The 14,163-nt window shown below is 48.9% G+C and carries 10 protein-coding genes; 3 read left to right on the forward strand and 7 right to left on the reverse strand.

Annotation, left to right across the window (positions count from 1 at the left end):
- The first annotated feature begins 174 nt into the window (after positions 1–174).
- The 3 genes from BUB85_RS09985 (at position 175) to rbr (ending at position 1,897) form a co-directional block, all read left to right on the forward strand.
- Positions 175–564 (forward strand): Fur family transcriptional regulator, encoded by a 390-nt coding sequence (locus tag BUB85_RS09985; RefSeq protein ID WP_073109475.1) that lies wholly within the window; start codon positions 175–177, stop codon positions 562–564.
- A 93-nt stretch (positions 565–657) separates the two neighbouring features.
- Entirely contained in the window at positions 658–1,200 is a 543-nt protein-coding gene (locus BUB85_RS09990; RefSeq protein ID WP_073109478.1) for an NADH peroxidase, read from the forward strand.
- Positions 1,201–1,360: 160 nt separating this feature from the next.
- Positions 1,361–1,897, forward strand: coding sequence for a rubrerythrin (rbr, locus tag BUB85_RS09995; protein WP_073109482.1), 537 nt, complete (start codon positions 1,361–1,363; stop codon positions 1,895–1,897).
- An 82-nt stretch (positions 1,898–1,979) separates the two neighbouring features.
- Here the strand turns inward: rbr and BUB85_RS10000 are convergent, their stop codons facing one another.
- From BUB85_RS10000 to BUB85_RS10030, 7 genes are all read right to left on the reverse strand, one after another.
- Positions 1,980–2,237, reverse strand: a complete 258-nt coding sequence (locus tag BUB85_RS10000; RefSeq protein ID WP_073109484.1) for a GIY-YIG nuclease family protein — start codon at positions 2,235–2,237, stop codon at positions 1,980–1,982.
- Between the two features lie 230 nt (positions 2,238–2,467).
- Complete coding sequence (locus tag BUB85_RS10005) at positions 2,468–3,232, reverse strand: M23 family metallopeptidase (protein ID WP_073109488.1); 765 nt, start codon at positions 3,230–3,232, stop codon at positions 2,468–2,470.
- Between the two features lie 151 nt (positions 3,233–3,383).
- The gene (locus BUB85_RS10010) at positions 3,384–4,400 is read right to left on the reverse strand and encodes a SpoIID/LytB domain-containing protein (protein WP_084533996.1); all 1,017 of its coding nucleotides are present in this window, start codon (positions 4,398–4,400) and stop codon (positions 3,384–3,386) included.
- 48 nt (positions 4,401–4,448) lie between these two features.
- Complete coding sequence (locus tag BUB85_RS10015) at positions 4,449–5,630, reverse strand: OadG family protein (protein WP_073109491.1); 1,182 nt, start codon at positions 5,628–5,630, stop codon at positions 4,449–4,451.
- A gap of 9 nt (positions 5,631–5,639) precedes the next feature.
- Positions 5,640–8,114 carry a glycogen/starch/alpha-glucan phosphorylase gene (locus BUB85_RS10020; RefSeq protein ID WP_073109495.1) on the reverse strand — a complete coding sequence of 825 codons (2,475 nt, stop codon included), beginning with the start codon at positions 8,112–8,114 and terminating at the stop codon, positions 5,640–5,642.
- A 2-nt stretch (positions 8,115–8,116) separates the two neighbouring features.
- On the reverse strand, positions 8,117–11,281 hold the full coding sequence (gene ileS, locus BUB85_RS10025; protein WP_073109498.1) for an isoleucine--tRNA ligase: 3,165 nt from the start codon (positions 11,279–11,281) through the stop codon (positions 8,117–8,119).
- A 440-nt stretch (positions 11,282–11,721) separates the two neighbouring features.
- Positions 11,722–14,157, reverse strand: coding sequence for a sensor histidine kinase (locus BUB85_RS10030; protein WP_073109574.1), 2,436 nt, complete (start codon positions 14,155–14,157; stop codon positions 11,722–11,724).
- Between the last annotated feature and the right edge of the window lie 6 nt (positions 14,158–14,163).

Below are 14,163 nucleotides of genomic sequence, written 5' to 3' on the forward strand. Positions count from 1 at the left end.
CGGGTATCCGGAATCCGCTTTACCGCTCCGCCCGTTGTTCTTTCCCGGGAAATCTATTCTCCCGCAAACTTTTTTAAATTATTTTGAATTTAGTATTGACAAAATGACCATAAACCATTATATTGATTATAGTAACTGTTATCGTTATTGATTTCAAACAAAGGAGGGTTCCCATTGGCAGCACTAAAATACAGCAAACAACGAGAATCCATCAAGACCTATTTAATGAAGACAAAAGAGCATCCTACAGCAGATACCGTCTATATGCATGTGAAGGAAGAATTTCCCAACATCAGCTTAGGCACCGTTTATCGCAATCTGAATCTGCTGGCCGATATCGGTGAGGCAGTTAAAATTTCCACACCGGACGGAGGGGATCGATTTGATGGAGAAGTCAAACCACATAATCATTTTTACTGCAGATGCTGTGGAAAGATGATCGATTTGAAAATGGACAGCATCGATCACATTGATGAGATGGCTTCCAGAAACTTTGATGGCTTAATAGAATCACATTCCATACTTTTTTATGGGAAATGTGGAGATTGTATTAAAAAATCGTAAAATGCTCTTAACATAATAGTTATTTTGATAGCTACTGTGTTAAAATAAAACTGTTAAACAAATTAATCAAAAAAGAAAAGGAGATTTAAAATTATGAAAAAATGGGTATGTTCAGTATGCGGATATGTTTACGAGGGAGAATCAGCACCGGCTCAATGTCCACAGTGTAAAGTAGGACCAGAGAAATTCACAGAGATGGCTGGAGACAAAGTATGGGCTGCAGAGCACGTAGTAGGTGTTGCACAGGGCTCAAGCGAAGACATCATGAAGGATCTTCGTGCAAACTTCGAGGGTGAATGCTCAGAAGTTGGTATGTACCTTGCAATGGCAAGAGTTGCTCACAGAGAAGGATATCCGGAGATCGGTCTTTACTGGGAAAAAGCAGCTTACGAAGAGGCTGAGCATGCAGCAAAATTTGCTGAATTATTAGGTGAAGTTGTAACAGACAGCACAAAGAAGAACCTTGAGATGCGTGTTGACGCTGAAAACGGCGCAACAGCAGGTAAGTTTGATCTTGCAAAACGTGCAAAAGCAGCAAACTTAGACGCAATCCATGACACCGTTCATGAGATGGCAAGAGACGAAGCTCGTCACGGAAAAGCATTTGAAGGTCTGTTAAAGAGATATTTCGCTTAAATTAAAGCCTGTAATATCAAGTCAGAATGATAATTTTGATCTGACAGTTACCCGCAACAAAGAGAAGGACAGCTACACCCCCGTATCATCCCGTGTAGTTGTCTTATCTAAAACAGTGGAAGATTTCATAAGTCTACTTATTCTATAGGAGGAAAACGATATGTCAAAATATGCAGGAACTAAAACTGAAAAGAACTTAATGGAAGCATTTGCAGGTGAGTCACAGGCAAGAAACAAATATACATACTTTGCCTCAGCAGCTAAAAAAGCCGGATTTGTCCAGATGGCGAACATCTTTGAGGAGACAGCAGGACAGGAAAAAGAGCATGCAAAAATGTGGTTCAAAGAATTTCACGGCATTGGCACTGTAGAAGAGAATCTTGCTGACGCAGCTGCAGGCGAGAGAGAAGAATGGACAGAGATGTATGCCCGCATGGCTGACGAAGCCGAGGAAGAGGGCTTCACAGAGCTGGCAGATAAGTTCAGACTCGTTGCCAAAGTAGAAGCTTCTCATGAAGCACGCTACAACAGGCTGCTGGAAAACTACAAAGCTGACAAGACATTCAAAGATGACGCTCCTCTCGGATGGAAATGTGGAAACTGCGGATATATTTACGAGGGAAATGAAGCTCCGGAAATCTGTCCGGTATGTGCTCATCCAAGAGCTCACTTCGAGCGTAAGGCTGAGAATTACTAAGATACATCATTCCTGACTATTTACGAATAAATTCAAAGATGCCGATTCGGATTTTTCCGATTCGGCATCTTTTTTTTACATATCATACGCTGTCCGGTGCCTGGGACTCCAGCAGTTTCAGCTTCTCTTCCCGGTTCAGATGCTTGATTGCATACTCCCGCCGCATCGCCTCCGCCTTCGTCTCAAACTCCTCATAATAGGCCAGCACTACTGGCAGACGCGCCCGCGTATACTTGGCGCCCTTTCCCATATTGTGATCGATAATTCGTTTCTCCAGATTGTTCGTCCACCCGGTATATAGACTTCCGTCACCGCATTTTAATATATATGTATAGTTCATAATCCCACATCACTTCCCACTCATTGATCAGAAGGCGCCCCCTGGTGAAGGCGGTATACTCTCACAGCATGTCCCACAGTGCGCTCTCACAGCATTCTGCGCCCGCACCGTGGATGCAGACGCAGATCCATGTCAAATTATAGCAGACAACTAAAGGAAAAACAATATTTTCTGCCAGCGCAAAAAAATCCCAGTCCTCAATAATTCGTTGAAAACCGGGATTTTTTATTCTACTCCATAAAGTCAACCGGATTCACCGGATTTCCGTCCTTTTGCACCTCAAAGTAAAGGCAAGGACCTTCTACACTATAGTATTTGGTAGGCTCGCTCAGATATCCCAGCAGCACGCCCTTTTCAACGTATTCTCCCTGCTGGACCGGCACCTCCTTCAGCTGTCCGTAGACCGCCTGATACCCATTTCCCATATTGAGCGTAACCGTAAGCCCTGTCTCGGCCGTCTGGCTGATCGTCTCGACTGTTCCCGCTGCGGACGCCAGAATTTCTTCTCCTACCTGACCGCCAATGACCAGTGCCGGATTATACTGATACTGCTCCAGCGTCGGATCATAGATCGTTTTGTCCATGCTGTAGTTCAGAACAATTGCACCACTCGCCGGCCATTCCAGAATGCTTTCCTCGTCAAAGTAAAGCGAGTCTGCCGGAGTTGCCGTGGCCGCCGACTCCTCATTTGTCTCCGCCACACTTTCCTCTTCTACGGTATCTGCTGTGTTTGATGTATCGCCTGTGCTGCTTTCCCCGTCGGCCCCTTCATTAGGATTAGTTATATTTCCTGTGTTGGCTTCTTTGTTTTCGTTTTCCGTGATCTCTTTTGCCAGCTCCTCCGACTTCGCAATCTGTTCATCCAGCTTATTCTGGGAGGCGCGAAATGTGTAAGCCCCCACCATCACAATCACTGCGACAAAGCAGAGGACGATTCCTACCGTTGTACTCTTACCTCTCATTTGTGTGTTTTTATCTTCATTCTTCAAATTCATCACCTCTGCTAGTATTTTGTCCAGAATCGGACAGGTTATACAGTGTCAGCGTGATTTTTAAAATTGATTTTATGCGTAAATCAGACGCCCGCGATCTGCTTCGCTGCTCTTCGCTTTTGCATACCGTGAGCAGGCCTGTGCCTGCCAATGATCACTCTCTGGTCTTTACTTCCGTGCCGGGGTAAAAACACTGCAGGATTTCGGCATAGCTGGCACCGTCCTTCGCCATTACATTGGCTGACCACTGGCTCATACCGAACCCGTGCCCGTTCCCGACTGTAGTAATCCGCAGCTCTCCCTTGTAGTCCTGCAGTGTAAATGCGCAGGACGGCAGCCCCATAGCGGTGCGGAACTCCTCCCCCGGATAGGTATTCTCCCCCATCCGAAGCTCCGTCACATACCCCGCGCTGTCCTGCTTTACAATTTCAAAATCGTCAAAGCTGAAAATTTTCTCCGCCTGCTCTTTTTCCACGGCAGCCAGAAACGAACGACAGTTTTTCATGGTCTCCTCATAGGAAAATGTGCTGATGTTCATCGCCTCGTCCGCCCTTTTATCCTCCGGGCATGAAACCGCGCACAGATAAGGATACTCTTCCGTGCCCAGCACCTCTTTGCTGTCTCTCGTACTCCCGGTATTTGACCTGTGATATGCCGCATTGGCATACTGATCCTGATATAGCAGGACGAGATCGCTGGTCTCCTCCACCGCACTTTTATATTTCTGGTACATTTTCTCGTAATTTCCGGCCGTGGCTTTCCCCTTCAACTCCTTCGCGGTGATATACGCTTCGCTGGCAAATCCTTTCTCCGCAAGCTCCCTCTGCAGAACGGTGCGCAGGATGACTGCCTGTGCCGCGATGGCCTCTTTTTCGTAAGTTCTCGGAATCGTGTCCGCAAGCACGCCGATCAGGTATTCTTCCCAGAGAACCTGCTTTTCTTTCCCGTCCGTGTTCACCAGCACATATTGTTTTTCGTCCTGATTCCATTTTCTGATATTCGTCCCGTTCCAGAAAACCGTTATCACATAGGGAAGCAATATCAAAATCATAAGAAAAGAGCTGATTTTCTTTATAATCTGTATCCGGTTCTCCTTTCTTTCACCGGGAAATCCATGCTCTCTGTGATAATGCCGGGCGCCTTTCCAACGATCTTTTCTGTTTTTCCACATAAAAAGAAACCTCCCATAAGAAAGTTTATGGAAGGTTTCTCTTATTTATTATTGACTCTCGTCTTTCTTGCATGAATTTAGGTATTCGTCGATGTTCTGTGATCCCTGTGGTTCATGATATTGGTAACATTCCGTCGGCTCCGAGACGATGCTCGGGCGAATCTCCGGATGCTCCACCGGGACAGAAGAATCCTCATGCACCATTTCCTGCTGCACACCATCTGACTGAACGTCATCCGGCTGTTTTTGTGTCGCATCTGCCAAAGTCTCTGCCGTCTGCTGTGCCGGTGTACCCTGTACATCCGGTGTCTGCTCTGCATTGTCCGTACTGTCTGCACTGCATTGTAAATGATTTTCCGGTGCTGCAGCACTCCACGGCTCCTGTGTCTTCTGCGGCATATCGCCACTCTGCACTCCTTGTACCTCCGGTGCTCCGTTCACGTTCTGCGCATCATGTGTCTCCGGTGCCCCGTTCACACTCTGCGCCCCACATGTCTCCTGCGCTCCGTTCACGTTCTGCGCTCCATATGTCTCCGGTGCTCCGTTCACGTTCTGCGCTCCATATGTCTCCGGTGCTCCGTTCGCCCTCTGCGCTCCATGTGTTCCCTGCGGCCCCGGCACACACGACCGGTTCCTGATTACAAAGAACAGAATTGACTCATACAGCGGAACAAGCAGCGCCAAAAATGTATGTACAAGTGCAATATTTCTGCTGCCGTAACGTCCCAGTATCTGGTAATCCACCAGCCCGTGAAGTGTCATCGTAACCGCTCTCTGGAGCAGTCCCAGAAGTGCCGCAAATACAATCAGCAAAAACAGCAGCGCCAGCACACCGGAAAATTCGTCTGCACTGCCCGTGCTCTGTGCCAGAAGTGTTCCAAACAACGCCCACGCGATGCTGTTCAGTATCCAGCTGACAAATCCCCACACAAACGGCAGGACAATCATCCAGATTCCCGGATTCTTCAGCGTTTTTCTGCCAAGCTGGATATCACCGGATAATTCTCCCTGAAGATACACTCTCGCGTAGGGGATGAAGCCCAGCCAGGGGTATTCCAGCCCCTGGCGTTTTGCCATTGTATACAGCCCGATTCCTTTTAAAATATAAGAAATCAGCTTTACCGCCAGAATCAGCAGAAACGCCATGCAGAATACCACCAGGAATCCCATCACTGCGCCCATCGCCCTCTCCAGCATTGCTTCCAATGAAGTTGTGCTCTGAATGCTCATCTATGCCTCCTAATTCTCCTCTGCCGGAGAAACCGTTACATGGTCTAATTTCCAGATATTATCCACATATTCTTTGATGGTTCTGTCTGATGTAAACTTTCCGCAGGATGCAGTGTTCATCAGTGCCATCTTCGCCCAGCCCTGCTCATCTCTGTAGGCTGCCTCCACACGCTTCTGCGCGTCCGCATAAGAACGGAAATCCTTCAGAATAAAGTAGGTATCTGCGCGGTCTGTACAGTTTGTGTTCAACAGCGAATCATAGAGATCCTTGTACATGCTGTGGTCGCCGTTTGAATAAGTTCCGTCCATCAGCTGATCCACGACTCTCTTGATATCCCAGTCGTTGAAGTAGATCTCGGTCGGATTGTAACCGCCGTTGTTCTCGTAGCTGATTACCTCATCTGAGCTCATTCCGAAGATAAACGCGTTCTCGATTCCCACTTCCTCGACGATCTCCACATTGGCTCCGTCCATGGTTCCCAGTGTCGGCGCACCGTTCAGCATAAACTTCATGTTACCGGTTCCTGACGCCTCCTTGGAAGCGGTGGAAATCTGCTCGCTGACATCAGCTGCTGCAAAGATCAGCTCTGCGTTGGATACGCGGTAATCCTCAATGAAGACTACTTTGATCTTGGCGTTGATGCTTCTGTCATTGTTTATAACATCCGCAACGGAGTTAATCAGCTTGATCGTCTGTTTTGCACGCTTGTAGCCTGCTGCCGCCTTCGCGCCAAAGATAAAGGTTCTCGGATAAAATTCCATCTCCGGATGCTCCTTGATCTGATTGTACAGATACATCACATGAAGAATGTTCAGAAGCTGGCGTTTGTATTCGTGGAGACGTTTTACCTGTACATCGAAAATAGAACGAGGGTTGATCTCCACTCCGTTATGCTTCAGAATGTACGCCGCAAGACGCTCTTTGTTCTTATATTTGATCTGCATAAATTCACGGCGTGCCTGCTCGTCATTCACAAGCGGCTTCAGCTTCGCCATCTGTGACAGGTCTGTAATCCACCCATCGCCGATGTGTCCTGTCACCCAGTCAGCAAGCAGCGGATTTGCATGCATCAGAAAACGACGCTGTGTGATACCGTTTGTCTTGTTGTTGAATTTCTCCGGCATCATCTCGTAGAAATCTTTTAACTGCTGTTTTTTCAGAATCTCTGTGTGGAGTCTTGCAACACCATTTACAGAGTAGCCTGCGATGATTGCCATATGTGCCATCTTCACCTGACCGTCATAGAGGATTGCCATCTTCGCAATCTTGTTCTGGTCTCCCGGATATTTTGCCTTCACTTCCTCCACGAACCGGCGGTCAATCTCCTGCACGATCTGGTAAACACGCGGGAGCAGTTTTGAGAACAGGTCAATCGGCCATTTCTCCAGTGCCTCTGCCATAATGGTATGGTTGGTGTACGCACAGGTCTTAGTCGTCACATCCCATGCCTCTTCCCAGGTCAGCCCCTCCTGGTCGATGAGCAGTCTCATCAGCTCCGGTACGGAAACAGTCGGGTGAGTGTCGTTCATCTGGATCGTTACTTTTTCGTAGAGCTTTCTCACATCATCGTGACTTTTTTTATACTTCGCAAGCATCGCCTGCAGGCTGGCAGAGATAAAGAAATACTGCTGTTTCAGACGAAGCTCTTTTCCTGCGTAATGATTGTCGTTCGGGTAGAGAACCTCCACGATGTTTTTCGCCAGGTTCTCCTGCTCTACCGCTTTGTGGTAATCTCCGCGGTCAAAAGAATCCAGCTGGAAGTCTGTGATTGCTTTTGCATCCCAGATACGCAGTGTGTTGACCACGTGGTTGCCGTAGCCTACGATCGGCATATCATATGGAATTGCAAGTACGGATTCGTAGTTTTCCTGAATAAATACTTCTTTTCCTGTCTTCGGATCCTTCTCAAAACGGATATCCCCTCCAAAACGTACTTCTTTCGCATATTCTTCACGGCGAAGCTCAAATGGATTTCCTTCTTTTAACCAGTTGTCCGGTGTCTCCACCTGATAGCCGTTCTCAATCTTCTGTTTGAACATTCCGTAACGGTAGCGGATTCCACAGCCGTATGCCGGGTATCCCAGCGATGCAAGAGAGTCGAGGAAACATGCTGCAAGACGTCCGAGACCACCGTTTCCGAGTGCCGCATCCGGCTCCTCGTCCTCAATGACATTCAGATCAATTCCCATCTCATCCAGCGCCTCTTTCACTCCGTTGTACGCAGTCATATTGATCAGGTTATTGCCCAGCGCTCTTCCCATCAGAAACTCCATGGACATGTAGTAAACTGTCTTTGGATCTTCTTTTTCATAGGTCTTCTGTGTGGTGAGCCAGTCGTCGATGATCGCCTCTTTTACCGCATAGGAAACTGCCTGGAAAATCTGCTGCGGTGTCGCCTCATCAATTGTTTTTCTGAACAATGTTCTCACATTGTGATTTACGTCTTTTTTAAAGTTTTCCTTGTCAAATCTCTCGTTGTACATAATTACATCCTTTCCACACCCATGGTTACGTTTTCTCCATTGATGCACCACTCTTTTGTGTAGCTTCCACTGACGGCTTCAACAGAATCTGCCTTTGTCACTTCGTTTGCCAGAACCTCCGCAGCGATTGCTGCTCCGTGCTCCGCGAAGATCGCATCTGCCTTCTCAGTTCCATTATATGATACCTTGATTTTATCCATCACCTCAAAGCCTGCTTCTTTTCTCATAGTCTGGATCTTGCTGATGAGTTCTCTTACGAATCCTTCTTTCAGCAGCTCCTCAGACAGATTGGTGTCAAGAACTACAGTTACAGTATTATCAGCCTCGGATACATAGCCTTCAGACTGTGCCATGTCGATCAGCAGATCTTCCTTAAACAGTGTGATCTCTGTTCCGCCGATATCCAGCTTCAATGCGCCTGTTTCGTTTATTTCATCCATTGCGGCATTTCCATCGAGACTGGACAGTGCATTTTTAATACCACCTAACATTTTACCATATTTCGGGCCAACTGTCTTTAATTGTGGTTTAAAAGTATAAGAAGTAAAATCGCGGACATCGTCCGTAAATTTAACATTTTTCACATTCAGCTCTTCTGTTACGATATCCTGATAAAATTCCGGCAACGTGAAGTCTGCTTTCACGAACATCTGTCCGATCGGCTGACGGTTCTTGATGTTGGCTGTATTTCTGCAGGCACGTCCCATGACAACAAGTTTTAATACATTTTCCATGTTGTTCTCCAGATCTGTGTCGATGCAGTTTTCATCCGCCACAGGGAAGTCACACAGGTGGATACTCTCCGGCGCATCCTTATCGATGCTGCACACCAGATTCTGGTAGATTTCCTCTGTCATGAACGGCACCATCGGCGCTGCCACCTTGCTCACGGTCACGAGTGCAGTGTAGAGTGTCATGTACGCGTTGATCTTATCCTGCTCCATGCCCTTCGCCCAGAAACGCTCGCGGCTGCGGCGCACATACCAGTTGCTCATATCGTCTACAAATTCCTGCAGTGCGCGTGCACTCTCCGGAATGCGATAGTTCTCCAGATTATCATCCACGGTCTTGATCAGGGTATTCATCTTGGACAAGAGCCACTTGTCCATAACCGGCAGCTTGTCGTAATCCAGTGTATATTTTGTCGCATCGAACTCGTCGATGTTTGCGTAAAGCACGAAGAATGCGTAGGTGTTCCACAGGGTTCCCATGAACTTGCGCTGTCCTTCCATCACGGCCTTGCCATGGAAACGGTTCGGCAGCCATGGTGCGGAGTTCACGTAGAAGTACCAGCGGATTGCGTCTGCACCGTACTCGTTCAGCGCGTCGAACGGATCCACTGCATTTCCTTTGGACTTGCTCATCTTCTGTCCGTTCTCATCCTGCACGTGGCCGAGAACGATAACGTTCTTGTACGGTGCCTCGTTAAAAAGCAGGGTGGAGATCGCCAGCAGGGAGTAGAACCATCCACGAGTCTGATCCACAGCCTCGGAGATGAAGTTCGCCGGGAACTGCTGCTCGAACAGCTCTTTGTTCTCAAATGGATAGTGGTGCTGCGCAAACGGCATGGAACCGGAATCGAACCAGCAGTCGATTACCTCCGGCACGCGGTGCATTTCCTTTCCGCAGATCGGGCACTTGATGGTCACATCGTCGATATACGGGCGGTGAAGCTCGATCTCATCCGGGCAGTTATCGGACATGGATTTCAATTCCTCGATGCTGCCGATGGAATGCTGGTGGCCGCACTCACACTCCCAGATATTGAGCGGAGTTCCCCAGTAACGGTTACGGCTGATGCCCCAGTCCTGTACATTTTCGATCCAGTCACCGAAACGCCCTTTTCCGATGCTCTCCGGAATCCAGTTGATGGTATTGTTGTTGCGGATCAGGTCGTCTTTAACCTCTGTCATCTTGATGAACCAGGACTCGCGTGCGTAGTAGATCAGCGGGGTGTCACATCTCCAGCAGTGCGGGTAGCTGTGCTCGAACTTCGGTGCGTCGAACAGCAGGCCTCTCTCCTCCAGATCCTTCAACACCATCGGATCCGCTTTCTTTACGAACACGCCTGCAAATGGCGTCGACTCGCTCATATTTCCCTTCTCATCTACCAGCTGTACGAACGGCATGTCGTACTTACGGCCCACCTTCGCATCATCCTCACCAAACGCAGGCGCAATGTGAACAACACCGGTACCGTCAGTCAGCGTAACGTATGTGTCGCAGGTCACGAAGAATGCTTTCTTGTTCTGCTTTGCACAGCACTGTGCGGCGCAGTCGTATAACGGCTCGTACTCTTTGTACTCCAGATCCTGTCCTTTACAGGTCTCGAGAACCTCGTAAGCCGGTGTTCCCTCTTCTCCGAGTTTTCCGAGAACGGTGTCCAGAAGTGCCACCGCCATGTAATAGGTATATCCGTCGGCAGCCTTCACCTTCGCGTAATCCTCCTCCGGATTCACACAGAGGCCGATATTGGACGGCAGTGTCCACGGTGTCGTGGTCCATGCAAGGATGTAGGCATCCTCGTCCTTCACTTTAAAGCGGACGATCGCAGAGCGCTCTTTGACATCCTTGTAGCCCTGTGCCACTTCCTGTGCGGACAGCGGAGTTCCACAGCGCGGGCAGTAAGGAACGATTTTAAAACCTTTGTAAAGCAGGCCCTTGTCCCAGATCTTCTTCAGCGCCCACCATTCAGACTCGATAAAGTCGTTGTGATAAGTCACATAAGGATTCTCCATATCAGCCCAGAAACCGACGGTGCCGGAGAAGTCCTCCCACATGCCCTTGTATTTCCAGACACTCTCTTTACATTTATCAATAAAAGGCTCCAGACCGTATTCCTCAATCTGATCCTTTCCGTCCAGTCCGAGCATTCTCTCCACTTCCAGCTCCACCGGGAGGCCGTGGGTATCCCAGCCCGCTTTACGCGGAACCATATAGCCCTTCATCGTTCTGTAACGCGGGATCATGTCCTTGATGACACGGGTCAGAACATGGCCGATATGCGGCTTGCCGTTGGCCGTCGGAGGTCCGTCATAGAACGTGTAGGTCTCACCCTCCTTGCGGTTTTCCATACTCTTCTCAAAAATGTTGTTCTCTTCCCAGAATTTTTCTGTCGCTTTTTCACGATCTACAAATTTCAGGTCTGTCGAAACTTTGTTATACATCTTTTCTCATCCTTTCTTGATTAGGTGCAGTTGGGGACGGGGTGTGATGCAATTGGGGACGTAGCAAAATTGCAACTTTACTACGTCCCCAATTGCACTTTGCCCTGTCCCTTTTTGAATTATTATCAAATCCCTTTTCTGCATATAAAATAAGGCTCCCGTCCTGCAATAGGACGAAAGCCTTTCATTTCGTTTCACCACCTGTTACATGCACTCCGGATTCACCTTTTATGCGCGTTCCCTTTAACGGCGGAACACCGTCAGCACCTACCTGTATTGACGATCTGTCTTCTTCGGCACTGCAACTCGGAAGTGATTTTCAGACATACCTTACTCGCACCGGGCTCCCACCGCCCCCGGCTCGCTTTGCCTTTGTGGTATCTCTTACTGTCTTCGTCATCGTCTTTTAGATATTCCTCGTCATTATAGACAACTTGACCCTAAAAGTCAAGTCCCAATGTCACCGTAACCCTGAACAAATCGCCATCCAGATACAGATTGAACTCACCGCCCATCAGCTCTGTCAGACTCTGGGCGATGGACAGCCCCAGTCCGCTTCCCTCGGTGCTTCGGGATACGTCCCCGCGGATAAACCGCTCGGTCAATTCATCGGCCGAGATATTCAGCGGCTCCTCGGAAATGTTCTTCAGGGCGAACGACGCCTTTTTCCCGTCCACACTCAGATCTGCATAGATCCGGGTTCCCGGCATAGCGTACTTCGCCGCATTGCCGTAAATATTATCCAGCACTCTCGAAAGCCTCCTGCCGTCCACCCGGACAATCACCGGCTCCTCCGGCAGATGCTTCACCAGCGTCAGGTTTTTATCCGCGAACTTCTCCGCGAACTCGCCCTCCACCTGGTTGATCAGCTCCACCAGATTCAGATTCATATACTCCAGTGTAATGTTTCCGCTGCTCAGCTTCGACGCTTCTACCACATCCTCCGTCAATTGCTTGAGCCTTGCAGCCTTCGTCTCCAGCACCTGGATGTACCCCTGGATCTTCGGGTCCTGGATATTCTCCCGCTTCAGCAGATCCACATAGTTTATAATAGAAGTAAGTGGTGTCTTGATGTCGTGGGATACATTGGTGATGAGGTCCGTCTTCATCCGCTCGCTCTTCATGCTCTCATCCACCGCTCGCTGCAGACCACCGCCGATATTGTTCACCAGCTCCGCCTGTCTGAGGCTGTCTCCGGAGAGACCATCGAGAGGGATCTGATACGACACATTGCCCTCGGCAATCTCCTGGATCCCCCGTCGTACCTTTTCCTTCGCCATCGCTTCCCGCAGCAGCCAGATCATTGCAGCCCCATCGACGATGATCGTGATCAGAAGCCACATCCCACTGGACGGCCTGTTGGTGAACGCGATCATGTTCACCAGGAATACGCCCGCCGACGCCAGAGCAATCTTCCACACCGATCTCCGGTTTCTCCAGAATGCTCTCAGACTCCTCAGCATCCGCCCGATCAGCCTGCAGAACTTCCGCAAAATGCTGTACTCCCACAGATTGCCTGCTTTGATTCTGCGGACAATGCTGAGATACCCCGGAATCCAGGTGCACAGTCCGATTAGAATTCCAAGCTCTGTCCAGATCCGGTCAAACCGGTAGAGATGCAGCTCATCGTCCCTGTTCGTTCTTCCTGCGGTCACTATGAGCCATACTGCGCCGATGAGGAACAATATGCCGGTGATTACCAGCGCGACGATCAGCGGCATTACATATTTCCCATAGTTCTCGTAATTATCGGCTTCTTCGTAGTAGCTGTCCTGAATCGGAAGCTTCGTGTTCACCGCCACCGCGTACGTATAGTCTACATCCTTCGCGACCTTATAATGGCTGACCCTCTTCCAGTCACCCGCAGTCGTCTGTACATTCGTCTGGAACGCATCCAGATTATTGGCCGTCACCACATAGGCGCCCAGCTTCTTCAGGTCTTCTATGCTTGCATCCGCCTGCGCGTAATCCGTGTATGCCTTGCGGTTCGTGTAGACCTTCTTGTTCGTCCGGTCCACCAGAATATAGGCCAGATTGGTATTTCCCTCCGAATATTTGCTCTCTATATCCGTGTAGCTTTCCTTATCCCGGATTAGCGTCAGCAGGGCCTCGTTAACATAATCATACATCTGCGAGAGCTTTCCATTCCACTCCGCATTCTCATTGGCGATATCCAGAAGCGTCTTCCCATCCTCCGTCTTGTATCTTTCATTGATCGCCTCATCCATACTCCAGAATGAAGTATAAACCGTCTCACCATCCTTGTTCTTCACCAGAACGTCTGACCCGGACTCGTTTATCATATAGCTGTTCTGAAGATCATACATGATCTCCGAGGTCTCCCTCTCATTCAGGTCATCTACCAGATTCAGTGTCTGATCCGCGACCAGCTTCCGAAATTCTGCAAATGTATAGTAGTGATACGTATCATCCGGCTTCTGGCAGACAACTACAACTTCCTCTGAATCCATGTAATTGTATCCATTGCCCTCCCCGCTCCACGCCTCCAGATCACCCAGCTTATAGGCAATTCCGGATGTATTCTTTCCAGTGATGGTCCCGTCCTTCACATAGGCCTCCACATCGACGATCTTTTTCGCATCATACTTCCCGTCCGTCTCGACGTTGCGCTTTACATCAATATTGTTCAGCACATTCAGGCCATCCATGTTTATCTGATCCGCAAATGCTTTCGTGTCCGTGTAGTTCTGGCTCTTCGCATCCCGGATATCAGAAATGCTGCTGAATGCAACATTCCCGCTGTTCGCCGACAAGACGATTACCCAGCCGAAAAAAACCACAAATACTGCATGCACCGCTATCATCCAGAAGCCCTTTACTCCCGCACTTCTGTACCAATATTTTTTTTCTGTCATTGTTTC

It is taken from the genome of Hespellia stercorisuis DSM 15480 (assembly GCF_900142165.1).
Classification (GTDB): Bacteria; Bacillota; Clostridia; order Lachnospirales; family Lachnospiraceae; genus Hespellia; species Hespellia stercorisuis.